This window comes from Vibrio sp. YT-16 (genome assembly GCF_033337405.1).
GTDB lineage: Bacteria > Pseudomonadota > Gammaproteobacteria > Enterobacterales > Vibrionaceae > Vibrio > Vibrio alginolyticus.
This window is the reverse complement of record NZ_JAWOQQ010000003.1, coordinates 85,584-112,361: the sequence shown is the minus strand read 5'-3', so window position 1 is coordinate 112,361 and position 26,778 is coordinate 85,584. Positions and strand designations below refer to the sequence as shown.

The 26,778-nt window shown below is 44.7% G+C and carries 23 protein-coding genes; 14 read left to right on the top strand and 9 right to left on the bottom strand.

Annotated elements, in window-relative coordinates; all coding sequences use genetic code 11:
- Nucleotides 1-39: 39 nt before the first annotated feature.
- Nucleotides 40-699 carry a type C chloramphenicol O-acetyltransferase gene (catC, locus tag R7F07_RS06655; protein WP_031847126.1) on the top strand — a complete coding sequence of 220 codons (660 nt, stop codon included), beginning with the start codon at nucleotides 40-42 and terminating at the stop codon, nucleotides 697-699.
- Between the two features lie 56 nt (nucleotides 700-755).
- Here the strand turns inward: catC and R7F07_RS06650 are convergent, their stop codons facing one another.
- From R7F07_RS06650 to R7F07_RS06635, 4 genes are all read right to left on the bottom strand, one after another.
- Nucleotides 756-2,435, bottom strand: a complete 1,680-nt coding sequence (locus R7F07_RS06650) for a DUF342 domain-containing protein (protein WP_062730868.1) — start codon at nucleotides 2,433-2,435, stop codon at nucleotides 756-758.
- 251 nt (nucleotides 2,436-2,686) lie between these two features.
- Entirely contained in the window at nucleotides 2,687-4,714 is a 2,028-nt protein-coding gene (locus R7F07_RS06645; RefSeq protein WP_171342404.1) for a tRNA(Met) cytidine acetyltransferase TmcA, read from the bottom strand.
- Between the two features lie 105 nt (nucleotides 4,715-4,819).
- Nucleotides 4,820-5,794 carry a ParB/RepB/Spo0J family partition protein gene (locus R7F07_RS06640; protein WP_005374504.1) on the bottom strand — a complete coding sequence of 325 codons (975 nt, stop codon included), beginning with the start codon at nucleotides 5,792-5,794 and terminating at the stop codon, nucleotides 4,820-4,822.
- A gap of 7 nt (nucleotides 5,795-5,801) precedes the next feature.
- On the bottom strand, nucleotides 5,802-7,019 hold the full coding sequence (locus R7F07_RS06635; protein WP_005374503.1) for an AAA family ATPase: 1,218 nt from the start codon (nucleotides 7,017-7,019) through the stop codon (nucleotides 5,802-5,804).
- 1,238 nt (nucleotides 7,020-8,257) lie between these two features.
- On the opposite strand from R7F07_RS06635, the gene R7F07_RS06630 reads away from it, so the two are divergent.
- Nucleotides 8,258-10,228, top strand: a complete 1,971-nt coding sequence (locus tag R7F07_RS06630) for a replication initiator protein RctB domain-containing protein (protein WP_017635223.1) — start codon at nucleotides 8,258-8,260, stop codon at nucleotides 10,226-10,228.
- Nucleotides 10,229-10,517: 289 nt separating this feature from the next.
- On the opposite strand, the gene R7F07_RS06625 is transcribed toward R7F07_RS06630, so the two are convergent.
- The 3 genes from R7F07_RS06625 to R7F07_RS06615 are packed head-to-tail and all read right to left on the bottom strand — an operon-like array spanning nucleotide 10,518 to nucleotide 12,768.
- Nucleotides 10,518-10,985, bottom strand: a complete 468-nt coding sequence (locus R7F07_RS06625) for a hypothetical protein (protein ID WP_005374501.1) — start codon at nucleotides 10,983-10,985, stop codon at nucleotides 10,518-10,520.
- Nucleotides 10,985-11,917, bottom strand: coding sequence for an ATP-binding cassette domain-containing protein (locus tag R7F07_RS06620; protein WP_171342403.1), 933 nt, complete (start codon nucleotides 11,915-11,917; stop codon nucleotides 10,985-10,987). The genes R7F07_RS06625 and R7F07_RS06620 overlap by 1 nt, the downstream gene beginning before the upstream one ends.
- Nucleotides 11,918-11,919: 2 nt before the next feature.
- The gene (locus tag R7F07_RS06615) at nucleotides 11,920-12,768 is read right to left on the bottom strand and encodes an ABC transporter ATP-binding protein (RefSeq protein WP_005374497.1); all 849 of its coding nucleotides are present in this window, start codon (nucleotides 12,766-12,768) and stop codon (nucleotides 11,920-11,922) included.
- Between the two features lie 361 nt (nucleotides 12,769-13,129).
- On the opposite strand from R7F07_RS06615, the gene R7F07_RS06610 reads away from it, so the two are divergent.
- Together R7F07_RS06610 and ribA are read left to right on the top strand one after the other, a co-directional pair.
- The gene (locus R7F07_RS06610) at nucleotides 13,130-13,327 is read left to right on the top strand and encodes a PA3496 family putative envelope integrity protein (protein WP_005374493.1); all 198 of its coding nucleotides are present in this window, start codon (nucleotides 13,130-13,132) and stop codon (nucleotides 13,325-13,327) included.
- 243 nt (nucleotides 13,328-13,570) lie between these two features.
- Nucleotides 13,571-14,632, top strand: a complete 1,062-nt coding sequence (gene ribA / locus R7F07_RS06605; protein WP_005374492.1) for a GTP cyclohydrolase II — start codon at nucleotides 13,571-13,573, stop codon at nucleotides 14,630-14,632.
- Nucleotides 14,633-14,700: 68 nt separating this feature from the next.
- Here ribA and R7F07_RS06600 read toward each other — a convergent pair whose 3' ends face one another.
- Complete coding sequence (locus tag R7F07_RS06600; RefSeq protein WP_005374490.1) at nucleotides 14,701-15,456, bottom strand: substrate-binding periplasmic protein; 756 nt, start codon at nucleotides 15,454-15,456, stop codon at nucleotides 14,701-14,703.
- Between the two features lie 68 nt (nucleotides 15,457-15,524).
- On the opposite strand from R7F07_RS06600, the gene R7F07_RS06595 reads away from it, so the two are divergent.
- From R7F07_RS06595 to R7F07_RS06585, 3 genes are all read left to right on the top strand, one after another.
- Nucleotides 15,525-17,423, top strand: a complete 1,899-nt coding sequence (locus R7F07_RS06595; protein WP_171342401.1) for an ATP-binding protein — start codon at nucleotides 15,525-15,527, stop codon at nucleotides 17,421-17,423.
- A 100-nt stretch (nucleotides 17,424-17,523) separates the two neighbouring features.
- Nucleotides 17,524-17,733 carry a DUF3283 family protein gene (locus R7F07_RS06590; RefSeq protein WP_005374484.1) on the top strand — a complete coding sequence of 70 codons (210 nt, stop codon included), beginning with the start codon at nucleotides 17,524-17,526 and terminating at the stop codon, nucleotides 17,731-17,733.
- A gap of 135 nt (nucleotides 17,734-17,868) precedes the next feature.
- A complete protein-coding gene (locus R7F07_RS06585; RefSeq protein ID WP_005374482.1) occupies nucleotides 17,869-18,585 on the top strand; it encodes a YebC/PmpR family DNA-binding transcriptional regulator in 717 nt (238 codons plus the stop codon).
- Between the two features lie 73 nt (nucleotides 18,586-18,658).
- Here the strand turns inward: R7F07_RS06585 and rodA are convergent, their stop codons facing one another.
- Complete coding sequence (gene rodA / locus R7F07_RS06580) at nucleotides 18,659-19,741, bottom strand: rod shape-determining protein RodA (RefSeq protein ID WP_065275570.1); 1,083 nt, start codon at nucleotides 19,739-19,741, stop codon at nucleotides 18,659-18,661.
- A gap of 393 nt (nucleotides 19,742-20,134) precedes the next feature.
- Here rodA and R7F07_RS06575 point away from each other — a divergent pair, with 393 nt between their 5' ends.
- From R7F07_RS06575 to R7F07_RS06545, 7 genes are read left to right on the top strand one after another with little or no spacing between them, the layout of a single operon-like run.
- The gene (locus R7F07_RS06575) at nucleotides 20,135-20,803 is read left to right on the top strand and encodes a hypothetical protein (protein ID WP_017189795.1); all 669 of its coding nucleotides are present in this window, start codon (nucleotides 20,135-20,137) and stop codon (nucleotides 20,801-20,803) included.
- A gap of 9 nt (nucleotides 20,804-20,812) precedes the next feature.
- On the top strand, nucleotides 20,813-21,511 hold the full coding sequence (locus tag R7F07_RS06570) for an ABC transporter ATP-binding protein (protein ID WP_005374479.1): 699 nt from the start codon (nucleotides 20,813-20,815) through the stop codon (nucleotides 21,509-21,511).
- Nucleotides 21,499-22,767: an ABC transporter permease gene (locus R7F07_RS06565; RefSeq protein ID WP_171342400.1), complete on the top strand. Its 1,269-nt coding sequence runs from the start codon at nucleotides 21,499-21,501 to the stop codon at nucleotides 22,765-22,767. Before R7F07_RS06570 ends, R7F07_RS06565 begins: the two co-directional genes overlap by 13 nt.
- Nucleotides 22,760-23,545 (top strand): outer membrane lipoprotein-sorting protein, encoded by a 786-nt coding sequence (locus tag R7F07_RS06560; protein WP_054575276.1) that lies wholly within the window; start codon nucleotides 22,760-22,762, stop codon nucleotides 23,543-23,545. The genes R7F07_RS06565 and R7F07_RS06560 overlap by 8 nt, the downstream gene beginning before the upstream one ends.
- A 45-nt stretch (nucleotides 23,546-23,590) precedes the next feature.
- Nucleotides 23,591-24,937 carry a hypothetical protein gene (locus tag R7F07_RS06555; protein ID WP_171342399.1) on the top strand — a complete coding sequence of 449 codons (1,347 nt, stop codon included), beginning with the start codon at nucleotides 23,591-23,593 and terminating at the stop codon, nucleotides 24,935-24,937.
- Entirely contained in the window at nucleotides 24,938-25,960 is a 1,023-nt protein-coding gene (locus tag R7F07_RS06550) for a sensor histidine kinase (RefSeq protein WP_171342398.1), read from the top strand.
- 15 nt (nucleotides 25,961-25,975) lie between these two features.
- A complete protein-coding gene (locus R7F07_RS06545; protein WP_053303980.1) occupies nucleotides 25,976-26,767 on the top strand; it encodes a LytR/AlgR family response regulator transcription factor in 792 nt (263 codons plus the stop codon).
- Nucleotides 26,768-26,778 lie beyond the last annotated feature (11 nt).

Genomic DNA, 26,778 nt, shown 5'->3' with positions numbered 1-26,778 from the left:
CTCTAAACTCTGTACAACCTAAATTTGAAAGGATGAGTTATGAGTGTTTTCGACACGTGGTTAAAAGGTCAAGTCATTAAAGATCACATCACTAATCCCAATATCATCGTTGGCGATTACAGCTATTACTCGGGCTTCTATCATCAAAAAAGCTTCGAAGAGCAAGCAGTACGCTACTTGTTGGGTGACCCCGTCACACTTCAAGAATGGCAAAGTAGAGAACCCAATAGCATCGACAAATTAATCATTGGCAAGTTTTGTTCCATCGCTTCTGGAGCCACCTTCATGATGGCAGGAAACCAAGGTCATCGCATTGACTGGATTTCGACCTTCCCCTTCTCTCCTGAAGAATTTGGAGAAGGCGTACAAGACGGTTTCGAGCGTGCCGGAGATACAGTGGTGGGGAACGATGTTTGGATTGGCAGCGAGGCGATGATCATGCCCGGAGTAAACATCGGTGATGGAGCCGTCATCGGAGCACGCACCGTAGTGACGAAAGACGTGCAACCTTATTCGGTAGTGGTTGGAAACAACCAAGTCGTACGTCAGCGATTCAGCGATAAAGAGATTGAAACTCTACTCAATATCCAATGGTGGAACTGGCCAATAGAACACATTAAACAAGCAATGAAAGTAATGTGTAGCAGCCAAGTCGGTGCGCTTGCGGACTACTATCAAGAGCACATTGTCGATTTGTAGATAAACAAAAGCCCACACATCTTGTTGCGACGTGTGGGCTCAGTGAGTAAGAAAGCTTAAACCGCAGCGACGTCCTCTTCTTCCAAGTTCGCCGAGACTTTAATTTCGTATTGATTGAAACGGAACGAACAACCGCCATGAGTGCGCTTTGTCGTTACTTGTTCGTCGCCAAACTGCACCGTCACGCGAGTGAAGACACGCTCTTTGGCTTCGACAATATTTTCTTCTAACGCGACTTCAAAGTCATGTTCCGTTTGTTCTAGCTTTTGCTTTATCGCTTCAAGCTGCTCGTTGTTTTGTGTTTTCATCACGTCAATCTGAGCTTGTTCTTCGTCGGTACGTTCGGCTTTAGGACGTTTCTTAAATTCGAGCTCTTTACGAATCACATCCATCGTGCCTTCTTGAGCGCGTTTGTATTGTTCTTTAAGCTCTGCTAATCGTTCCTTAAATGCAGAATAGCGTGCGAACGCTTCTACCTTAGTGGCGGTGTCGCCTTCTACGCCCAATTGTAAGCACACCACTTTGCCACCGACTTTTGCATCTCCGCCGCTGAGCGTGCCGTTCCTACCGTTCGCGTCTAGCACCGTCAGATTGCGCCCACAAACAATATCGTTATTCATGCTGTGCACCGCCAACTCAATATCTTCGCCGGCTTGCAAATCACAATATTGGGCGTAGCTGGCACGAATCGAACCTTTGGCTTTGACGTGACAACTCTTTGGCTGGCCATCACTCACGGTGTGGCCAATGATCCCTTTACCAACTTGGATGTCGTCTTGCGCTTGTACGTCAGCCGATTCAATGAAGCCGCCTACAGCAATAGAACCCGTCGCTTTAACAATCATGCCAGATTCAATGTTGCCACCGATAATCACATTCCCTTTGAATTTCACGTGGCCTGTATTCACGCCAACGCTATTGAGGCAGAGTGCGTTATCAACTTCGATGGTTTTGTCTTTAATCAGAGGCGTACCGGATACCGATGCAATCAATAGGTTTGGGTCTTGCTTGCTTATCTCGGTGCCCTTGCCTGGCTTCATTGGGCTGTCTTTTCCGGCTTGTGGAGGAATCACTCGCCCTTGAACAGTAAAACCAGGCGTACCTTTGGTCGCAGGCGTGCGGCGCATCACCTCATCGCCTACGTCAACCGCGATAGTTTCACCGAGGTTACGTAAATCAATTTTGTCGCTAGCAGATTGGCCGTCTTTGGGTTTGAGGATGCGTTTGGTGATGTCTTTAACAAGAGGAGTAAAAAGAGCGTCTTTGCCTTTGATAGGTTGCTTACCAACCGCTACAGGTTGAGAAAAAGTTTCGCCGGGTTTGAGCTGAGTGCTGACAACCAACACTTTCTTCAAAGCCAGTTTGTTGATGCCTTTCGAAACTCGCGCTTGAGCAAGGGCTTGAACAATCTCGGGGCCACGTAAACCTCGGCCTCCGTACGCGCCGACAACGTTCATACTAGCGAGCATGTCATTATTCGATAATTCAACCTCAACTTGCGCGTTGCGTTTTTCCGCAATGACGATGCCTTCGTAGGCCTCGGCTTTACGTTCTTTGGCGCAGTTAATGAATCTCACGACTTCCCCCTCAACAACAAACATCTTTTCAGCGTTCATTGCGACGAGCTGCTCGTTTAATTCATTTTGATTTAGCTCACCACCGAGGTCCACTTCTCCCGGAAGACGGGCTATCACCTTGGTCTTATCTTCAGATAACTCAAGACACAGCTTCCACATACCCTTACCACTTTGCTTCCCATCAACACTTTCAGTCTACCCAAATCCGTTTTCTGAACAAACCTCGCATTTCTTATTATAGGGCTCACGTCACTAAAGAAAGTAATCCATCAATAACGGTTAAACAGATATTAAGAGAGCATTTCGATTTAACCTAAAGCTCAATCAAAATACACGCTGAAATAAAAAGGAGCTGGATTTACAGTGTAAAATCAGCTCCTAATAATTTCATTTACAGTGTAAATTTCCCTTTAGTGTTTACAGTGTAAATCGTTCCAAATATGTCTTACTTCGTCCCTTAACTGCTGCTCAACTTGCCTTCTTCCAGGTAAACCAAATTGCTGAGCACATTCAGTCCAACTACGGTTAAGAAAAAGCTTACTGATCATCAAGTCGGAAGCGGAGTTCAAACCTAAGTTAAGTAACCACTGCTGAAGCCAAGCAGACACGGACTCATAACTGTTACCACCATCAGCATAGCATTCAATTAGTAATAACTTAGCGGGATGAAGTGGACTCATTCCCAAAGGTTGCGGTAATAGAGCTCGAAAAATAGAGGCTTCTAATTTTGGATAGACGTCAGCCACATTGTTAGACAACATTTCTTCAAATAGCGCCTGAGATTCATCGACCCAAGCCGTCTGTTGGGAATCACAAGGTTTGACCATCAAGACTGAATAACAACCGCTAGCAGCATCGCGCATTGACCCTAAGCGAATTGTACGGAAGTTCGATTGTCGCCAGAAATAGAGCAACTCTTCCGTCGCACCAAAACTCGTGGATAAGTAGGCAATGTGTTTAGCAGCCATTTGCTCAAGTTGCTGCAGAATTTTTTGACCAATACCTTTTCCTTGCAATGCTGGATGAACCGCAATTCTCATGACTCGTAGCGTCGATAGATTCGCGACATTCGGAAATCCTAGGTGGTTTGCAATCGTAATGGGGGCTAAGTGTCCTTTAGGACGACACTTACCAAGCTGGATTTCTTCAATCAATTCATCGTCAAGGCCCCCCTCTTCGACCGCTAATATCACCCCCACAACCGCATTATCTTGCTTAGCAAAATAGAGCTGAATGTTGTCGTCTTGCAAAAGGTGAATCAAATCATTCGGCGAGGTCTGATAATGAGCATTCACCAAAAGAGCGAAGCACTCACGCAGCAAACTAGGCTGCGATATCAAATAGTTCTTATCGGCTTTAGAAAGGGAAATTGAGTCGACCTGTTTAAGTTGATGGTGCGTTAACTCCGCATCCAACAAAAACGCGTCATAGAGCCATGATTCAAGCGCATCATTCATGCTCCAGCGGATGGGCTGTGTCATGTGCCATGTTTTCATTCCCGAACGCTGTTTCTGAAGCCAATCAACAAATTTAATCGTAAAGCCCCGGCCACAACCTTCATAACCGTGAATAGTCGTAGAAAAAACGAGTCGATGATAATGTTCGGTAATGCTTTTGAGCATAGGAACTGGAATTGCAGCCGCTTCATCGACAAGTAACAAATCACATTCAGGTCGACTCAATAATAGTTCATCTGGAGCAATGAATTGAATGGATCCCTGCCCTGATTCTAATCTGTCCTTCCTAATACGCTGCGCATTAGGAAGTAGCCGCAAAGCATGCAGGTAAACAGGCTCAACGGCTTTTATAGATGGTGCCGTAATTAAGATTCTAAGTGGCTTCTGCTGTAATAAGCTCGCACACGCAATGCCGAGGGCACTTGTTTTTCCGCGCCCACGATCAGCGGTCAAAACTAACGGTCGCTTTCGATGTCCAGTTACCACCTTTTCAATTAGAGAAATGGCATGTTCTTGTTCCGTGTAGTGGCTTTCTTTTTCTGCTTGCTTGATGTCTGGAGCCGTTGGCAATGGTTTGTCTTGCTCAATAACAACGAGCTTCTCCCATTGTTTGTGCATCCATTGCTGAGCAAAATTCGCAGTTTGTCGCGGCTCAGTAATGACAATAAGAAAACCGCCGCCAACCAATGAGCCAAGCGCAGCGGTAAAACTATTTGCGTCAAAGTCATTTCGAGCATCAAACAATAGAACGTCACACTCTCTGCCTAGCAACATGTGCCCTTGTTTAGACGAAACACTGGATACGTTTTTCAAACCAAAATCACCAACAGAAAACCAACGTTGATGGTGCTGCGTTTTATGGAACTCTGACATCAACGCATTTTGCCAAGGAGCCTCGCCTTGAATGACTACACCAATCCTTTGGAAAGATTGGTGAGCTTGATGTTGAAGTGATGAAAGGAAATCAGATTGTGTCTGCATTTTGTCTATCCAACGTTGAACTGACGTAATGGTATCACATCTTTAATTTGACGCTTCTCAGATATAAAAAAACCGCCCGGAGGCGGTTGATTCAATCATCATTTGTTATTGCAGTTTGGTTTGTACAAACGCAAGAATCTCTTCCATTAAGCTGTCGTCAACTTTCTTCAAGTTCAACGCCAGGCTGCTACCTTTTCGGCTATAGCTTGCTCGACCTTTTACTAAGTCGACTTTTTCCGTCTTCTTGCCAGGTTTTGCTGGTGCAAGTTCAGTAATCCAATTTTCGATGCTTTCCGTGACTTCTTTTGTCAGACGAGCAACGCCTTGAGCTGTGCTTCGCTGCCATAAAAAACCTTCGCTAGAGCGACATTTATCTAACAGCTCTTGCTGCTGCTCTGGCGTCAGCGTTGAAAACTGTTTGTGAAGTTTCACGATAGTTGGACGACCGAGATCGCCAACATTCGGATACGCTTGAAGCAGTTCTAACGGCAATGCTGCGGCTTTTAAAGCGCCACTTACCAACGCTTCACTGCACTGGAACATTTTTGCCAATGCTTTCTGATCCTCAGCTTCACCACTATCAAGCTTAGCCTGCATCTCTTTCCCTTTTTCATATAAAGAGAGCGGCTTGTGAGCATTTGCCACATCAGACAAAAACTTAGCATGGTCAGTATTAATGTTGTCAGCAACATAAACCAAAAAATCTTGTTCAGCGAGGATACAAGACATGCGACGACGGCTACCATCTAAAACTTCGATCTTGCCATCTTCAGTTCTACGACCCACAGCTGGATATTGTTGGCCACGCTCTTTGAGTGTGACTAAAACATCAGATAAAGCATGTTCGTTTAAGAACGATTGCTCACGAGCGTTATCAACAAATACTGTTGTTTCTGTCGCAACTTTATTTGCAGGAATACGCACAAGTTCAAACTGAACAATATTTTCACCTGCAACTGCTAGTTCAATCGTTTGAGCTTTCTCTTTTGCCGCAGTTTGCGCCTCTTGCGGAGTCACAACACGACGCTTATTCGTTTTGCCAAATAATTTCGCGTTTAATTCAGACGTTTTCAAAGCCATTTACTTATTACCCCTGATTCAATGACGGCCAATTAGAGTGCAGCACACGCTCTAATTCCAGTGCGCTCTTATGAACAGCGTCTTGCGCGGTAGCTAGTGTCTTCTTACCGCCTTCAAAATCGCTTACTGTCAGATCAAATACTGTGCTGTAGGTATCGGCACAGGTTTCAAACGCACGGCTACGAGGAATAGTAGCCATCATAACTTGGTCACCTAGAAGATAGTTCATTTCAGTTAAAACAGAAACTTGCTTCTTATTGTCGTCCTCAAACATGGTTGGCATCAAGCGAACAAACTCAAGACCATTCCAGTCCTCCGGGAACATTTCATATACCGTAGGCAAATGCTGGAAGAAGTTTACTGTTGAAGCCCAGTCCAGACGCTTAGCCGCACAAGGAATTAGCAAGGCATTTGATGCATACATCGCATTCCATACTAATGGGTCAACGTGTGGACCGGTATCAATCATAATGATATCGAAGTCATCAGCAATTTTATCAATCAGTTGCTCTTTCAGCAGACGGACGATATCGAGTGATGGGTCTTCAGATAGCGTTTGCCATGCTTCCGCATTAAACATCGCGTCTTCTGGAAATGCTGAAATCGACTTTAAGTTCGGATATTGCGTTGGCAGCAATACGTTTTTACGTAAAAATTCACTGTCAATTTCCACACCATCAGGCACGTTACCCAACATAATGTCTACCGCAGAATAGATATTATCATGCTCTGCCATGCTGATTTGCGGGTTGAGGAATAAACGTAGCGAGCCTTGTGGGTCTAAGTCGATTAAACAAATACGGTATCGTTTATCCAAATTTAGCGCTAAACATGCCGCTAAATGAACCGCGGTCATTGATTTACCTGTACCGCCCTTTTGGTTCTGCACATTAATAATCCAAGGTTTGTTACCTGAATTCTTTTTACGCTCATGAAATTTAGGCACTTCAGCCGCATCCATGAGCATGTGTGCTTCTTCTAACGTAATTGAATAATGATTCGCGTTGTTTTTGGTAAATTGATGCCCAGCGGCTTCCATTTTACCAATCGCGTCGTCGAGCTTACGGCGAGTTAGACCAGAACGGGTTTCCATCATCGCTTTCGACATTGGTGGGAAGTAGTTATCGCTTCGCTCTTCTAAAACAATTTCAATACGGTCAGCTTGAACCTGCTGAGTCAGCTCCGCTAACTCAAGAAGGTTTTCAATCGTTTTTTCTCTTTTCATGCCAAATTCCGTTGGAAGGATTTATAATTTCAATTGTACAGCAGTAAAGACCAAAAACAACAAAAAGGTGCACGAACATTTTGAATAACCATCACATAAAAAAACACCCAAATCGACGCTTTTATGATTTATGGTCAAAAAGATAACTATTTTTAATCAAATAATCTTCTCATAAGTGGACACCTAAACTTAAAAATAAAAAGTGTTACAGCGTCACTCATTTACAATGTAAATCAATTTTCTACCGGAACGATTATAATCTTAAGCTAAATTACGGATTATGTTAGACCAACCTAATTTAAACGAAAAATAGTAAGTAATATCGGAACAATAAAGACCTGAACACCTTGATCATGTCTCCGAACAAAATAGGGTAGTTCCAGCGAAACATCTATGGAAGTATGATCAAGGTATACTTATGATCATGCTTCCGTGTTAATAAACAAATCCGAAAGCATGATCATGGCAAAATTGAGCAGAGTACGGTGTAAACACGCAAATAAAATAAGATCCATTAATCGGAAATATGATCAAGCCTTAGAATCTCTCGGAAGCATGAGTTTTCTTCTCTGATTTACGGTTGAGTGCAGACAGAATGGGGGATTGAGCAGAAATTGACGGTATAGAAGCCGGAACAATGAAATTGCGCAAGTTGCTATGATAAATCACACTCTCATGATCATGCTTCCTGTAAATAAGCAGAGACTAGGATTTACTTCTAAATATGAGCGACTTGAATGTATTTTAATCAGATGAGTGATATCTCATCAATATGGGCGCCAGAACGATAGATATATTGGCTCTTGATCATCGATCCGAGTATAAATAACATTACCAATGCACAATATAATCATCGTGAAGATCATTATTAAATACTGCATCTGTGGATAACCTGTAAAAACATCATGATCATCGTTTCAAGACTCTTTTGATCATCTTTTCATAACCTTAATGATCATGCTTACGAATAAATATGATCATGCTTTCAGGTTATTGTTGATCATACTTTCAGACTTCTTATGATCATAGTTCCGAAATACATGAAAATAATAGCCTTATAGAACAAAAACTTAGAGGAAAATTCCAAGCCAGATCATTAGATCATATAATCAATTAAGATCAGATTAATCAAAAAGATCAGTTATTTAAAAAACAATCTTTTTTCTTTATTTATGATCTGTTTTTCTTTATTCTTCGGAACCATAGCACAACTACGGCTAGTGTGATCTGGATCTAAAATGACGGCTGATGAAAAAATTCTGATTAAAGCACCGAGAAGCCACAAAGATGGCCATCTTTTTGAGGTACATGAATCCTCTGCGGATTGGGTAGAGCAGTACCAACATTTCAAAGGGGTGACTAAAAGCATCTTAGAGTTGCTTAATCTGATCTCATTACGAGGCTTCAGCAGCAAGGATGGTTTGGTTTCAACCACAGAGATTGTGGAAGCAACAGATGGGCAACTCACACGTGCAGCCCTGCAACAACGTTTGCGCGCGGCAGTAAATATTGGTTTATTTACTCAAACTCCAGTGCGTTTTGAAGAGGGACTTGCTGGTAAAACGATGCTACACAAATTTGTGAATCCCAATCAGCTTATATCTGTGTTGGGAGCAACAAGTCTTGTTACCGACAAAGTTCGCCAGAACGAGAAACAAAAACGTTCGAAAGCATTGGCTCAGACTCAAGTAAACAAACGTTTGTTGAATGAGCACGGGTTAAACACACCTCCCACGATGAAAGATGAAGCCGATCAATTTGTTGTATCTCCAACAAATTGGGCTGGGATAATTGACCAAGCACTTGCGCCACCAAGAACTCGAAAAAGTTATCAGAAATCCATGGTGTCGATCTCTGGCACAAAAGCCGTTATTGAGACGCGATCATCCAAAAATATCATGACTGTGGATGATCTCATGACCCTGTTCGCTCTCTTCACGTTAACAGTTCAGTACCATGATCATCACAAAGATCAGTATCAGCTTGATGCGGCTCACGTACCAAACAAAACGCCGCTATACATCACTGATATTTTGTCGCTCAGAGGCAAAAAAGACAGTGGCCCAGCTCGTGATTCCATTCGCGATAGCATTGATCGCATTGAATTCACTGATTTTCAGCTCCATGAACTTACTGGACGTTGGCTAAGTGAAAACATGCCCGAAGGCTTTAAGAGTGACCGCTTCCGCTTCTTAGCCCGTACCATCACGGCTTCAGAAGAAGCGCCCGTTGAGGGCAGTGATGGCGAAATTCGTATTAAACCCAACTTATACATCTTGGTGTGGGAACCGTCGTTCTACGAAGAACTACTAACACGCGATTATTTCTTCTTGTTCCCACCAGAGATCTTGAAACAACATACTTTGGTGTTTCAACTGTACTCTTTCTTCCGTAGTCGCATGGTTCGTCGTCACACGGATTGCATGCTACTGAGTGAGTTAAACCAGAAACTTGCACGTAACATTGAATGGCGACGTTTCTCCATGGATCTGATCCGAGAACTAAAGCGGTTGTCTGATGGAAAAGGGAATGATGATCTATTCGTCGTTAATTTGTGGGGTTATCACCTGACGATCGAAACCATGATCGAAAATGACAAAGTGATGGACTACCAGATCGACATCAAATGTGATGTCGAAGAGGTCTTACGTTACTCGCGAGCGCGAACGACCAACGCAGGAAAGCGTAACATGGCGCCTACGCTGCCAAATCCACTTCGTAATGAGATGGTAACCCGACAACAGCTTGAGGAGCTCTCAGGCATCATAGACGGCGAATTTGAGCCCATTCAACGCAAAGCACCGTCTCCAAGAGGAAATTTAGGGCGACGCGTGAAGCAAAGAAAACATTTGGTAGAGATCAATGCTGATGAGATCACCATTACTCTATCTAAATATACCTCACCAGAGGCTCTAGAACGCAGTATAACGGCTTTGTCTGCGATGACAGGGCACTCCTATGCCTCAATCAAAGAAGAGTGCTCAGATTACATAGAGAAGCTCGATTGGCTAAGGGTAGGGGATGAGCCGATTCCTTATGAGACATTAAGTAAAACCGTCGAGCTGTTTAACACCCAGAACGATGTTAAGCATCTTACCATCGAGCGCTTGATTGCGGGGTTAGCGGTGCGTCGGAAAGTTTGTCGTCAAATCTTCGATGGTCACATGGATGAAATGGTATTTCGTGCCTTGGATGAAATGGCGATTTAAAAGTGTCGCTTGATGTGTATCAAGCTATAGGTGTGATGTATCGGTTTGAAATGTAACAATGTCTTTCGATGATAAAAAACAGACTTAACTCTTACAAACCACTGACATTAGAAGCCAAGCCTAATACTACTATTTATCCCGAATAGACAACCTTTTGTCCTTTCTGATGATTAATAGATTGGCTCATATTGTTACATTCATTCTGAATAGACTTCGCGAGTTTCTCCTCAGGAAACTCGCTTTTTTTTACCTAAAATTCCGCTAATTAAGCCTTGATCATTTTTCCGGACTAATGAGGCAAACCTTGATCATGCTTCTTAGGTTCATTCCAATGTAATGAACGCATCAACGCAACATGTGATTCGATTAAGCTATGGGCTTGTTCCTGCCACTTGTTTTGATCACACTGCTGATTACAAAACTCTAACGCCACAACGGTGAGATGCTGAAGTCGTCTCAAACACCAATCTTTGATCAGAATATCAGTCGAGACTTGGCATGCTGCTTGTTCAAGCTTTGCACTCGTATAAAGCAAGGTTTGATATGCTTTCTGAGGGTCTTGGTACCTTGCATGTTGAAACACGCGTAAACATCCATCCAACCAGCAAGCAATCGCTTTACTTTGAAGATCACTCAATTCGGGTCCAAACACGTCATCAGGCACCTGATATAAGATCGTTTCCAATTTTTCTACTTGATCATGTTTCCGCTGTTCGTACCACATGGCGATTTGATCTTGCCAAGTACTCAAATCCATTACGCTACCTCAGTCCATTGTTTTACATAGTGATTTGGCCCTATTTGATCAAATTCGTCGACAATTATGCTGCTACGTTGACGAATTTCATCGGCATCTATCGAATAGTTTGGCTCATTTTTCACTAAGTTACCAAAAGGTAAGTCAGGATCAGGAACGGCAGAAATCAACAGCTTAGTATAAGGATGCTGCGGGTTCTTAAGTATTGAATGAGTGTCGCCCCATTCAACGATTTGCCCTTTGTACATTACTGCGGTTTCTTCCGCGATGTAGTGCGCAGTCGCCAGATCATGAGTGATGTATAAAAAACCAATTCCCAGTTCTTGCTTCATTCGTTGCATTAAATTCAACACTCCCAAGCGAATAGAAACATCCAGCATAGACGTAGGCTCATCCGCAAGAATGATTTGCGAACCTACCGCTAAAGCCCTTGCTAAGTTTACTCGCTGACGTTGCCCACCACTGAGTTCGTGAGGGAACTTATTCAGTGTCTCTTCTGGTAGTTCCACCAGCTTTAGGAGCTCTTCCAAGCGGGCTGGGATGTCGCGCTCGTTTTTGACTTGTTTATGAATTTTTAAAGGACGTGTTAGGTGATGGCGAATGGTATGAGTTGGATTGAGAGAGCCAAACGGATCTTGAAACACCATTTGTACTTTACTGCGATATTCTTGTAGAGCCGATCGTGACGTGATCTCATTTATGTCAGTGCCATTGAAAAGGATCTCGCCTTGCGTTGCAGGGTAGACTTTGGTTATTAAGCGAGCGCAAGTACTCTTACCGCAGCCTGATTCTCCAACCAAAGCCAAGGTTTTTCCTGCGTACAGATCAAAAGTCACTCCTTGAAGCGCACGAAAGGTTTCCTCTTTCGCTAAACCACCGCCCACTTTGAATTCTTTAATCACATTTTTCATTTGGATGATAGGCTGGCTCATGGTTACGCTCCTTGTAACTCTGGTTGTTTGTGGACGTCATGGATGTTTGGGAAAGAAGCCCATAGCTTTTGCGTGTAGGGGTGTTGAGGATGATTGCGTATATCGTATGCTCGATTGACTTCGACGATTTCTCCGTGACGCATGATTGCAATTCGATCACATAGTTGGCTCATGAGTGCCAGGTCATGAGTGATAAAGAGGACTGAAAAACCGAACTCATCTCTAAGCTGATAAATTTGCTGTAAAATTTCTCTCTGTACCACTACATCTAATGCTGTTGTGGGTTCATCCATAATGATCAGTTTTGGATTTAGAGACAAAGCAATGGCTATCACCAACCGCTGACGCATTCCTCCTGAAAATTGATGAGGATATTCTGCTAAGCGTTCTCGAGGAATATTGACCAAGTCCAACAACTTTTCTGCTCTATCTTTTGCTTGAGCGTTAGTGAGGCCTTGATGGTGTCGTAACACATCTGCAAATTGCTCTTGTATCGTTAAGACAGGGTTGAGTGAGTTCATCGCGCTCTGGAACACCATGGCGATTTCACTCCACCTTAGAGCGGTCAGCTCAGAGTCTGAGATACTAAGGATATCCTTGCCATCAAACCATATTTTACCGCCAGAAATGAACGCTGGCGGCTTATGAAGACGATTTATTGAGAATGCGATTGTGCTTTTACCACATCCAGATTCACCGGCAAGACCAAATACTTCGCCTTTGCCGATATCAAAGCTGACGGACTTTACCGCATTAAAATCACCATTATCAGTGATGTAATCGACGCACAAATCTCGGATCTGGATGACCGGGTCATTGTGGTATGCATGACTTAAGTTAATACCATCCATATAAACACCTAACCAATCTAAAAGATAATTATTATCATTATCAGGTGTGGCGGTTTTTAGAAAGTATCAAGCTATGAATCAGTGAAGTGACTCGAAAGTTAGATGAAACAGGAAGTGGTGTAATTCGTCGTTGATAAAGCTAAAGAAGAGCAGAATTGAGAGCTAGATCAGCACACTTTTCGTAGGGGGAATTACTCAAATTTAATCGTAAATTTGTCCCTTGGCAAAACTTAAATGATGAATCTATTAAGGAGTTAACGAAAGGGCGGGAGGGGTCACATTTCCCTACAGTTTTTCTTACCACCTTGTTCCGGTTTTGCTATAGATTACGCATCGAAAACATGGTGTGTTCGGAGGAAATATGTCCATTAATTCTATCGACCATGACGAGATGACCAACATCGCTCACAAATGGGAATTACCTGATGAGGAAACCGTTGTGAAGCCAGAGAAAACAGTGAAATCAGCAGAAGCCAGAAGACGCATTGAAGCGTTACGTGAGATCCGTGAAAGTGGGTTGACCATTGAAGAAGCAAGGGAGCTTGGCTTGATACACTGATCGCCTCAGGTTGGTTTAGCAACCCATAGGGTAGTCGACGGACTGCCCTTTTTATTTTTTCACTCTATTATTCTCTTATTCAAACCCTCCATTTATCTGTCTTGCGCCTCAAAAGCACGAGTTTCACACTCACGTCCCGTCCCGTCCCGAAGAAGTTTGACAATCTGACCTTGTGTTACTAGATATATCAGTAGCGATATGCTTTTTGTTGATTATCGCAACCACAAAGCAAGGAGCGCAAGTATGGTTGATCAAATCCTTTTTTATGAGCCCGATGAGCCCCACGGTTTTCTCTCAAATTTTTGCCATGCCCCAGTCAATATATCCTCCCAAACTTGGCCCACCAGTGAACATTATTACCAAGCCCAAAAGTTTCTCGATGCTCAGTTGCAAAGTAAAATTCAGCACGCAAGCACCCCTGATGAAGCGTTTGCTTTAAGCCGTAAATACGAACACTTTGTCAGAAGCGATTGGGACGATATAAAGTTGGCTGTTATGGCTTTCATCGTTAGGGAAAAGTTTCTACAAAATCCACCATTAGCGCAGCAATTAATGAGAACGGGTAACGCTTGCCTAACAGAGCATTCTCATAAAGATGCCTTTTGGGGAGACGGGGGAGATGGTAAAGGAGAAAATCATCTAGGAGAGATTCTGATGAATGTGCGGGCAGAGCTGAGACATGTTGAGCCTTACAATCTCGTGAAGTTTATCGATAAAGCCAAATTGCCCACCCAGTGGGGCACATTTATGATGTACGGCTTTATTGAAGCCGCGACAAATAAAGAGCATCTTGCTCTGGTCTATGGTGAGCCAACAAAAAGTGCAGCTCCACTTATTCGGTTGCATTCGGAGTGTCTTACCGGAGATGCTCTATTTAGCACGCGTTGTGACTGTGGTTTTCAGCTTAATAGAGCGCTACAAAACATCGTCAAAGAGGGATGTGGCGTGCTGCTTTATTTACGTCAAGAAGGGCGTGGAATCGGCTTGATTAATAAAATTCGTGCCTATCACTTACAAGATGATGGCGCAGATACCGTGGAAGCAAATGAGCGTTTAGGTTTTGCCGCTGATATGCGTGATTACGCGTTCTGTAAAGGAATGCTAGAGCATTTGGGGATTGACGCTGTGCGTCTAATGACGAATAACCCACGCAAGCTCGCCGCCTTAAAAGCGGTTGATATTAACGTCATTGAACGAGTGCCATTACAAGAAGGGAATAACCCAAGTAATCAACATTACCTGCAAACCAAGGCGAGTAAATTGGGGCACATGTTTGATCCTAAGTTTGTTAACCACATTAAGTAAGTGCTACAGATTTCCCAGAAACAAAAACGCCAACGTATCATCGTTGGCGTTTTTGTTAATGAGTTGATTCATTGATACTTTTGAATGATTTCATCAATTTCCCCTGAGGCTTTTAATTCAACGAGTCGTGTATTGATGTAATTTTGAGTTTCTGGTTGCATTTGAGGTGAAAAAGCTAGGTAGATTGAGTAGTCAGGAATAACCGAGCTGAAAGGCTGTATCTGAAAATTCTCTAACGGCAAATTGAGTCGTTTTAAGTTGTAAAGGACTCGGGATTCCATCTCGACAAAAGCTGTATCTCCAGGGGTTCGGCTTATCACTCGGTATGCGGCGTTGTAGTCTTTCACACGCATTTCATTGACACTGCCATTTTCAAAGAACGGTGTTAAATTTGGATAATCAAACCCCAGCAGTAATACAATAGAACGACCATGCATCGTATCCATATTTTTGAATTCTAAAGGCTTCTCGCTACTCGACACCAGTACATGTTTTACAGTGTAAATGGGCTCCTCAGATAAATTTTCCGATTGCACCTTGCCCCAGTTCGGGCTGCCATAAGTTAACCAGTTTGGCTCAGCGCCTTCTTCCAATATGGAAATCATACGTTTAAATGGATAAGTATGATAATTCACTTGGTAATCCGACTCCGCGAAGATAGCGCTGACGATATCGGTCACAATTCCGGAGTGCATTTGTCCCTGTTGTTCAATTTGAAATGGTCGAGCTTGTTCAGCAATGACGTAATAGTTCACTTGATTTGCGGTCACATGAGAACTTACAACAATTAAGCTAAAAGCCAATCTAAGTAGAAGTCTTTTCATCGTATCCTCGATTATTATTTGTGCGTAGCTATATTTAGAGTAGCGCAAGTTTATCGGAGCGGTTTCATATGGATGAAAAAGAGCGATCTCAACGTCGTTTTAGTATCGGCAACCAACTTATGTTGGCGGTATTAACGTTGAGTTTAATCTTTACGGTCATCATTTCTACAGTGAGCTTATATCGAGTTTTTCACGAAGATTTAGCCCATTTAGATGTTGAATTAAAGCAGGTTGAGTCTAGCTATTTATCGAGCTTTTCTGCGAGTTTGTGGGTAGAGGATAGGGAGCTGTTGCTGACACAAGCTCAAGGTGCAATGCGTATGCCCTCGGTGGACTACTTACGTATTGCTAGTGAAGACGAAGTTATCATTGAATTAGGTTCGGCGCTTTCTGAGGATGTTGTCGAGAGAAGCTGGCCGATGCAGTATCGGGTCGGCGATAAAACGTATGATCTCGCGATATTAACGGTTCAATCGGATCTTAGCGCGATATATGAAGATCTTTGGCAGCAGTTCTTTTTTCTACTTACGACAGAAGCGATCAAAATTCTTGTCCTCATCATTGGTGTTCTTTGGGTGGCGTTTCGCTTGTTGGTCAATCCGTTACAATTGCTGTCTGGTGCGGTGAGCGATTTTCGTGGCGGTACAGTGCCGAGTAAAGTGACTCTCCCTAAACGATGGTGCTTTGATGAAGTGAGTGTTTTGGCAGAGAAATACAACCGAAGTGTTGAGAAAGTGAAAGAGCACCAGACTGAGTTAGAGGCTGAACGCGATAGGGCAGAAGTCGCTAATCGTAAAAAAAGTGAGTTTCTTGCCACTATGAGCCATGAGATCCGCACACCGATGAATGGCATTATTGGTGTGTCGTCGTTGCTCAATGACACCGACCTCGATCCCCAGCAAAAAGAGTTTGTAGAGATCATTGACAGTTCTTCTCACTCACTAATGACGATAATCGACGACATTTTGGACTTCTCTAAAGTTGAAGCTGGCAAAGTAGAGCTGGAATACACGAGCTATGATCTTCGCGAGCTACTTGACGATGTCATCAGTTTACATAGTGTCAAAGCCAAGCAGAAAAACTTACAGCTGCTCAGCGATATTGATCCTCACTTGCCAATGGAAGTGCAAGGTGATGCCACACGATTGAAACAAGTTCTGAACAATTTGTTGAGCAACGCGATTAAATTTACCGAGCGCGGCCATGTGAAGCTTCTTGTAGCGTTATCTCGACTTGATGGAGAGACCGCTCATATCCGGTTTCGAGTTGTGGATTCTGGTATTGGTATTGCGAAAGAGCACCAACAAGCAATCTTCGAACGCTTCCAACAAGCTGATGGTAGTACCACCAGAAAGTATGGTGGGACAGGGCTTGGTTTGGCGATAGCTGCACAGTTGGTTAACTTGATGGGAGGGGAAATACAACTAACAAGTGAGCTTGGGCTGGGAAGCTGTTTTGAATTTTCGATTCCTGTTGCTGTAATAAATGCGCAATCGACCTATACCGACCAACTTAATGTATTAGATTTCCGGAAAGCGGAAGACAACGAAATCAGCCCTCAAGATAACGATAAACCTTGGGTACTGGTTGTTGAAGATACCATCGTCAATCAGAAGGTAGTTCGCATCATGTTAGAAAAACTGGGTGTGCGAGTGAGTGTCGCCAACCATGGCGAAGAAGCATTGCAGCTGTGTGATCAGCAGCCTTTCGATTTGATTTTTATGGACTGCCAAATGCCTGTGATGGATGGGTTTATTGCTACGGAACGAATTCGAAAAATGGGAAAGTGGGGGAAACACGTTCCAATTATTGCGCTAAGTGCCAATGTCATTAAAGAGGATCAGCAACATTGCTTCGATGTTGGGATGAACGAGTTCGTGGCTAAACCCGTTACCAAGACTCGATTACAACAAATATTCGAACAGCATTTACCAAAAGCACTGAAAATCAGCGCTGTGCCTAAATAGTTAACTTGAAATCGATCAAGTTAAGTGCGTTTCTATTCTGTAATTGTAACTCTGTGTGATATAGTGCCCGGCTAGTATTTAAAGTACCTTGAGGCTGTGAATGTCGTTTAATCTATCCCTATTGCCGCCTGACGAAAAAAACAAAATCGAACTGGATAAGCAGGCGTCGTTTTTGGTTTGGAAGCTCAGAGAGGCCAAATCTGGTCCTGAAGCAATAGAAGAACAGTTGTCCAAGATTAACGATGCTGATGAAAAGGCGTTTTTCCAGCAATCGGTCGAAAAGTACAAACGAGTAATGGGTGTCGCTTAACGCGAACCGTGGCAATGGTTCAATCCAATGCGACGAATGAGGTAACCTCCCTATTCCTTTGCTAAGCGAAATTGAAAAGGTTTCGCTTTTTGCTAAAATCCTTCGCATTAAATTTGAATTTAGAGAGACATCCCGATGGGAAGAAGTTTTGAAGTGCGCAAAGCCTCTATGGCGAAAACTGCAGGCGCGAAAATTAAAGTTTATTCCAAATACGGTAAAGAAATTTACATGTGCGCGAAAAACGGTGGTGGTGATCCAGACATGAACTTGTCTTTGAAACACCTGATCGCAAAAGCGAAAAAAGACCAAGTTCCTGCGCACGTTATCGATAAAGCGATCGACAAAGCGAACGGTGGCGGTGGTGAAGACTACACTCCTGCACGTTACGAAGGCTTCGGCCCTGGCGGTACTAGCGTTATCGTTGACTGTCTAACAGACAACGGCAACCGTACTTTCCAAGATGTACGCCAATGCTTTGTGAAAGTCGGTGCGAAAATTGGTGTTGAGGGCTCGGTTTCTCACATGTTCGACCACCAAGCGGTATTCCAGTTCAAAGGCGACGATGATGAAATCATCCTAGAAACGCTAATGATGGAAGACGTAGACGTTACTGACGTTGAGCTAGAAGACGGTGTTATCACTGTATTCGCACCTCACACAGAATTCTTCAAAACAAAAACTGCGCTTAACGGTGCATTCCCAGATCTAACGATCGATGTTGAAGAAATCACATTCGTTCCGCAAACTCATACGCCTGTATCGGGTGAAGATGCTGAGAAGTTCCAGAAATTCCTAGATCTTCTAGATGACTGTGATGATGTTCAGCAGGTCTACCACAACGCAGAGCTGTAATTAACTCGCTCATATCGTTGTAAAAAGGCTTCCTCAGGGAAGCCTTTTTTTGATCGCTTTTTCTCAAGCAGAGCTATGCGTTACGATATTTGGAATAACACAGCGACATGATTACACCAAAACAGATACCTTGAGTTAGCATCGCCGTGCCGCCATAGCTAAAGAAGGGAAGTGGGCTACCCATTACTGGCAACAAGCCACTCACCATGCCCGTATTGATAAAAGCATACAGAAAAAAGCTCATCGCTAATGCGCCACTTACCAGCCGACTAAAAAAGTGGTCAGACTGACATGCAAGCAACATAACGCGTGCAGTAATAAACAAGTACAATGCGAGTAAGACTAAACTGCCAACAAAGCCCCATTCTTCTGCATAGGTCGAAAAAATAAAGTCCGTATGACTTTCTGGAATAAAGCCAAGTGTTCCCTGCGTTGCATTCATCCAACCTTTGCCTTTCATACCGCCTGAGCCAATCGCAATCAAAGATTGGATGATTTGGTAACCCGAACCCAGTGGATCGGACTCAGGGTGCAAGAACTGTGTTACACGGCTCTTTTGATAGGTTTCCATAACGAAGAACCATAAAATAGGTGCTAACGTTAAAATGCTCGCAATAAACCCGCAGATTATTTTCCAGCTCATGCCAGCCAAAAACAAAACGAACAATGCATAAATGATGGTAAAAACTGCACCGTCTAAATCCGGTTGTAGCGCGATTAACCCGGCAGGAATCATTGTAATAAGTAAGCAAAACGCAATTTTCCGACTGTCTGGTCGACCTCCTTCAATATGAAGCATCCAGGCGATCATGATTGGAATGGAAAGTTTGATTAGTTCGGACGGTTGAAAGCGGAAGAAGCCGATATCGAGCCAACGTTGAGAGCCATTGGTGCTATCACCAAATAAAGCGACAGCAAGTAGTAGCGCAACCGCAATAATGTAGAGATATGGAGCTGAGCGCTGATAGCTGGACGCTGGAATCGAGGACATGACCAAGATACAAACTAATGTCAGTCCGCAGCGCGCCAAATGTTTGAAGAGCATCGCCTCATTAAAGCTACTGGCACTCCAGAGAGTGAGCGAACTTAACAGCATGATCGGAATGATCGCCATGAGTAGTGGCAAATCAACTCTTGGGAAATAACGCTTATTCATTTTCAACGACCTAATAACGCACCTATTTTGAGTGCGAAAACAACTAAAACTCGAAGAGTTCAAACTATTCCGATGCTAAGAATCTCGATTTGGAAACAACAGACACCATGCAAAGGTGTGTAAGAAAGGAGAGTGCGACACTGTCTGTTATGGGTAGCTGTGGGATGGATAAATACACTAGCCTCAGATTTTAAGCCAGTGTTTTTATTGTTACTGCCGTAAAAATGTAGCGTTACGAATGAGCGGAATTGTATTTTCTGTTTAAGTGAATGTCATTCATCCTCTCTCAATACCATTCACTCTGCATAACTGCCATTGGTCGCATGCAAAAGCAGCGTGCGACCTTCTCCCTTAATCTGAAACCATCAAATCACGTTCAACTAAGGACAGTACATGATGGTTTCTCAATCTCGCTCAATCAAAGCTCTTAAACTGGCAAGTACGTTTATCGCCGCATTTGCACTTAGCAGCAATCTGGCTCTGGCTAATCCAAGTGAGCGCACACTCAGTCAATTCAACCAAGCAGCGCAAGGTGACTCTGGCTTAGTTGATACCGTTTACGGCGAATTATCCAAACAACTCGAAGAGCAAGGCGCAACGCCGGTGACCTTGGTTTACTTGGGCAGTGCGGAGACGTTGCAAGGTCGTGAGGCGTTTATGCCTTGGAACAAGATGAAGTTCACCGAGCGCGGTCTTGCCACTATCCAAAAAGGTTTGGATTTAATGGCGAATCAGCCAGTTCCACTGCAAGAGCAACAGCGCTTACAAGGCTTGCCGGAATACCAATTAGCCACCGCCATGGCAGCCACTACGTTTACCTCTCTGCCAGACATGTTCAATCACTTTGAGCGTGGCTACGAGCTGTACCTTTCATTGCTCGATGAGCCGAGTTTTAGCCAGCAACCTTTCGCCGCAACGTCTTGGATTTATCGCTACGCCATTGAAGCGGCACTGCGCGCTGAAGATGTCCAACAAGCCAAAACATGGTTAGCACAAATGGAGCAGTTGGGTGACAGCAATTTAGAAACGCAAACCGCGAAAGCGCTGCTAGCGAAATATTAGAGAGGCGTCATGATCGTTTTTAATCAACTTAGCCGCGATTACGCCCTTGGCAGCCAAACGGTGCGTGCATTGCGAGATGTGTCTGGTGAAGTGTTTGCCGGCGAAATGGTGGCATTATGCGGACCGTCTGGCTCAGGCAAAAGCACCTTACTTAACGTGCTTGGCATGCTGGATACTCAATACCAAGGTCAGGTGACATTTGCAGGCAGCCCATACCCAACCGGACAAATGCAGGCGGCGAAAATGCGCCGTGAAAAGCTTGGTTTTGTGTTCCAAAAATTCAATCTTGTCCCCGTGATGACGGCACTAGAGAACGTGGCGTATCCGCTGCATCTCAACGGTTTTTCAAAAGCGGAACAAACCGAGCTCGCCACACAAATGCTAGAGCACGTTGGCTTAGGCGAGTTTATTCATCACATGCCAGACAACCTATCAGGCGGTCAGCAACAGCGAGTGGCAATTGCGCGCGCTTTAGTGCACAAACCGGCGTTGGTGATTGCTGATGAGCCAACCGCAAGTCTTGATAGCCAAACTGCCAACAAGGTCATCGATATTATGAAAGGGCTCGGACACGAGCTTGGTACTACTTTTATCGTCGCCACTCACGACCCTCGCATGGCATCCCGTTGTGACCGCACCATTGAGTTGGTGGACGGCAAGATTACCCAAACGCACGCAAGTGTGGAGGAGGTTTCATGGGCAAGCTAATTCCTGTTTCGGTTCGCCTTGCTTGGTTGAATCTGCAACGCAATCGCCGCCGCAGTTTATTGTCGATGCTGATTATCGCCATTGCTGTGTTTGCCTTAACCTGTGCGGGCGGTTTTGGTCTGTACACCTACGACAGTTTGAAAGAGTCGACAGCGCGTGACACGGGGCATCTGACGTTAACCACGCCGGGTTATTTCGCCAAAGAAGAAGAGATGCCACTGAGTAACGGTTTAACTCATGCAGACGACATTACCAAGCAATTGATTGGGTTGAATGAAGTGCGAGGCGTGCAGCCACGAGTTGAATTCAGTGGTTTGATTTCCAACGGCAACAAGTCATCGATCTTTATCGGCATTGGCGTGAACGAGCGCGAATTCGATATGAAAGGGCCGTTTTTGGATGTGCGTGAAGGGCAGACGCTGTCAAACATTCATGCATCGCGTTATGACCCTGCAGAGCCAGAAGTGATGCTCGGCGTTGATTTGGCGAACAACTTAAGCGTACACGTTGGCGATTGGATTACCTTGCTGGCGACCACAACCGACGGTGCATTGAACGCGTATGACTTCAAAGTTCGTGGCATCTACTCAACTGGCGTGCCAGAGCTTGATAAACGCCAGCTTTACGTGCACATCAACAGCGCGCAATCGCTGCTCGGTTCAGACAAAGTCAGTGCGTTATCTGTCTTCCTGTTCGACACCAGTTTAACTAACCAAGTCGAGCAACAAGTGGCTTCGGTTCTGAGTAAGCAAAAGCAGAACTTTGGTGATCAAGATATTGAGATCACGCCTTGGCAAGAACGTGCGTTCTTCTATCTCAAAGTGAAAGATTTGTACGACCGCATCTTCGGCATCATGGGCGCAGTAATGGCGTTGGTGGTCTTTGTCGCGCTGTTCAACACCATGACCATGTCGGTCACCGAGCGTACTCGTGAAATCGGCACCTTGTCGGCACTTGGGAGCTACCCTCGCGAAATTATTGCTGGGTTCTTGCGCGAAGCAGGGTTACTTGCCGTGATTGGCAGCTTAATCGGTGCTTTGTTTACGGCGCTAGTCACCGTCTTACTGATGGTCGTGGATGTGCAAATGCCGCCACCGCCAGGACGAACAGAAGGTTACCCATTAACGATTTACTTCTCTTGGGAGCTGGTGGCTATAGCTGGACTCGCAGTATTGATGATTTGTTTGGTTGCGGCGTTTTTCTCGGCACGCAAAGGGGTGAACAAGCCAATTACGGAGGCACTGATTTATGTTTAATTTCAAATCACTATTACCAATTGCATTGCTAACGGTAAATGGCGTTGCAAGCATGAATGTCAGTGCGAATGAAACAGCACTAGATGCACAGCAAGTTGCGCAATTGATTGAAAAAGCCGACAGCTACCGCTTGCAAGATGATTCCTCCAAAGTGGTGTCTCTGGTGCGCTTATATCAAGACCAAGAGTTAGATAAAACTCGCCTTTACCACGTGTACACGCGTCCAAATCGTGAATCGCTGGTGGTATTCAAATCGGCGGTTGAAGCAGGGCAAAAGATGTTGATGATGGGCGATAACTACTGGCTGCAAATGCCAAAGAGCCGCCGCCCGATTCGCATTACGCCAATGCAGAAGTTGCTTGGGGAAGCGTCTATCGGCGACATCTCAACCCTGACGTGGAGCCAAGATTATCAAGGTGAATGGAAAGCGACAGAAACCGTTTCGGTGAACGGGGAAAGTGTCGCAGCTTATCATCTTGCTTTAACCGCGAAAACCAAAGGGGCGAGTTATCAGAAGATCGACTTATGGTTGTCTGAGCAAGATGCGTTTCCAATTAAAGCTGATCTCTACTTACGCTCTGGCAAACTCGCCAAGCAAGCGCAATACGGACGTGCAAGCGACAATGGCGAAGACTATGTCAGTGAGATGACCTTGCTTGATAGCATTCAGCCGAGCAAAAAGACCGTTATCGAGTATCAAGAAATCGTGCCTTGGCAACTGGACAACAAGTTCTACAACCCAAGCTATTTGCCGAAAGCCAATACGACTCAGCTTTAGCCTGAACTCCTTAAATAGAACCATGAAAACGAGCAAGGAAGTCACATGAAATCGCACCAGCCTAACCTTAACAAAAGCACCAGTTTGTTGATTGCTGCGTCGTTGTGTGTGGGCGCAGCAGCCCCAGTTTTTGCCAATGATGAGCTGAGTTTTGAGTGGGATTGGGCTGTCAGTTACGAAACTGCCAAGCAGCGTGACAGCGCATTTATGCAGGCGCAGGGCAGTTCTCGCGATTCACTTAATGCACTCTTGGATGTGCAGATGAATTATCAAAACTTCAGTGGCTTGTTTGCTCTGTACAGCCAAGGGTTGTATCTCAACCAACAAGGAGAGAGTGATTGGTGGAGTGAAGCTGATCACCAACTGTTGATTCGAGAGTTGGCTTGGCTAGGGGAGTGGCAAGTCGGTGACACTACACTTGATGTGAGTTTGGGTAAGTTGCGCGTGGATTGGGGCGTGGGTTATGGCTACCGACCTTTGGACCTGTTTAAGCCTTATCGACAAAATCCTGTTGGCTTAGTAGCAGAAGAAGGTGCGGGTGTGTTTTCACTCTCACACTACGATATGGCAGGCGAGTGGACGGTGATTGCGACGGACTCAAGCTGGGGGCAACAAGACCAAAGTGCACTGGATCAAGCCGCAGAGCAGCATGGTGTTGGTATTCGTCGTTATGCGCTGGTGGGTGATACCGAGTATCAACTTATTGGTTATTACGATGATGTGCGCCGAGGTTTACTTGGCGCCAGTGCCATTGCTGTGTGGGATGAATCCATCGCCATGCACGGTTCCATGCTGTGGCAAAAGCAAAGTGTCGGCTATCAGTTTCAGCAAGATGACCTTTACCAACCCGTTTCAGTTGAGGAGCAGGGCAGCGCATTCCAAGCCTTAGTTGGATTGAACTGGGCAAACCAAGCCGGACACAACGTGATTGCTGAATATTGGTACGACAGCCGAGCATGGTCGAAAAACGAATGGCAACAAGCAATAGAGCGTGGAGAGTTTCTCTCTCAGATCCCTGAACCTAACAACTCTCTGTTGGCTAGCAGCGCTCTACTTGCGACAAGCTACGCCCAAGGGTTTCAGCATGCCAATATCGTTCAGCATAGCCTAATGCTGCACTGGAGTTGGGATGTAGAAGCATGGGCTGCATGGAACGGCGAAGCGGATATGGGCTGGCTAAGTGATGTAACCCCCACGTTGGATGTGATGCTGTCGCCACAAGATGGTGGTGTGATTGTCACGCAGTGGCTTAACTACCAGTGGATTGATACCGGCGATCAAAGTGTAGAAGTGGAAGTTGCCGCACGCTTTTTAACCGGAGACGACCAATCTGCTTACGCACAAATCAATGATAAGCATATGATTGTATTTAACATCAAAGGGAAACTCTAAATGTGTTCAGCAAAATCAGTGGTGAAAAGTGGATGGCCGCGTAGCTTATTAGTGACCACGGCATTTTGTCTCTTTATCGCAGCAATGACGCTCTCGGTTTGGGGCGGTCCATTTTACATTCATGTGGCGGTTAGCTTTGGATTTGGCTATTCGGCTATCTTCTTCTCATGGTTGATTGACCGTTTATTTCCAACCATCCCACGTATGATAGAAGTGGTGTGTTCGCTTGTTGCCTGTTTATTGTTTGGGGTGATTAATGCGCAATTTTGGCTCGGAGAGTATTTTGGTATCTCCGATATGATCCCTGTTGGCTTAATGGGATTACTGTTTAGCGGTATGTGTTATTTCTATTTTTACTCGCGTGAGAAAGAGGCGGTTGCTCAACGAGAGTTGGAAGCCATCAAGCGCGAGAAAGCTGAGCAAGAGCGTGCGCTGTTGCTAAGTCAGCTTAAGCAGATGCAAAGCCAGATTGAACCGCATTTCCTATTCAATACCTTGGCGAATATCAGTGCACTCATGTCGCAAGATGTCGATAAAGCCAAGCTGATGCTAGAACAGTTAACCGCGCTGTTGCGTGCAACGCTAAAAAGCTCACGCGAAGAGCACACCACCATAGACAATGAAACGGTGTTAATTGAAGCTTACTTGGGTATTCAACAAACTCGTTTGGGTGAACGACTCAGTTACAAGATTGAGGTTGAAGAGGGACTAGGCAGAACCGAGTTACCGCCGATGATGCTACAACCCTTAATCGAAAACGCCATCATCCATGGTATTGAGCCGAAGCGAGAGGGTGGTGAAGTCAGCTTGCTCATCAAGCGCGAACAACAGAACTTGAAGATTGAAGTCAGAGACACGGGTGTTGGCTTGAATCACGTGAGTGGTCACATGGGCTCTGGTGTAGGTCTAAGTAATCTCAAGCAGCGAGTTGAAGCTTTGTTCGCAGGGCAAGGAGAGGTCTCTATCAGTGAGTCTGTTCAGGGTGGCGTTTGTGTTCGCCTAAGTTGGCCAATGGAATCGTAATCAAGGAAGAAAGGAATGAATACAGGGTTTACTGCCATTATTGCTGATGATGAACCGCTATTGAGGCGTCATCTTGATAAAAGCCTAGCTGAAGTGTGGCCAGAGTTAGAGGTGATAGCCAAAGTCGCCGATGGTGAACAAGCGTTGCAAGCCATTGAGCAAAGTCAACCTGACATTGCGTTTCTAGATATTCGTATGCCAGTTTTGGATGGCATGACATTAGCACAAAAGCTCAATCAACTCGCCAATCCACCTTTGATTGTGTTTGTCACCGCGTACGATGATTACGCCATCAAAGCTTTTGAGCAAAATGCTGCCGATTATTTGCTTAAGCCTATCTCGGATGAGCGCCTCCTGACGACGTGTGAAAGAGTGAAAGCACGCCTTGCTAAGCGAGAGCAAGAAAGCAGTAATGTGCAGATGAGCAGCCTGTTAGAACAGTTGCAGCAATTATCCGCTCCACAAACTCCGCAATATCTTCAGTGGATCAAAGCGACGCAAGGGGAAGACATTCATCTGATCGCCACGTCTGATGTGTTGTATTTCAAAGCGGAAGAAAAATACGTTTCTGTGTATGCCCAGCAAGGACAAGGCAAAGTGCAGGAGTATTTGATTCGTACATCGTTGAAAGAGTTGATAGGGCAGCTTAACCCAGAACAGTTCTGGCAAGTGCACCGTTCAAGCGTGGTGCAAGTGTGCAAAATTAGCAAAGTAAACAAAGACTTTGCAGGCAGAATGTTTGTTCACGTTGGAGAAACTAAGCTTCCTGTGAGCCGTGCATCTCAAAGTTTGTTCAAAGGGATGTAATCGCTAGAACT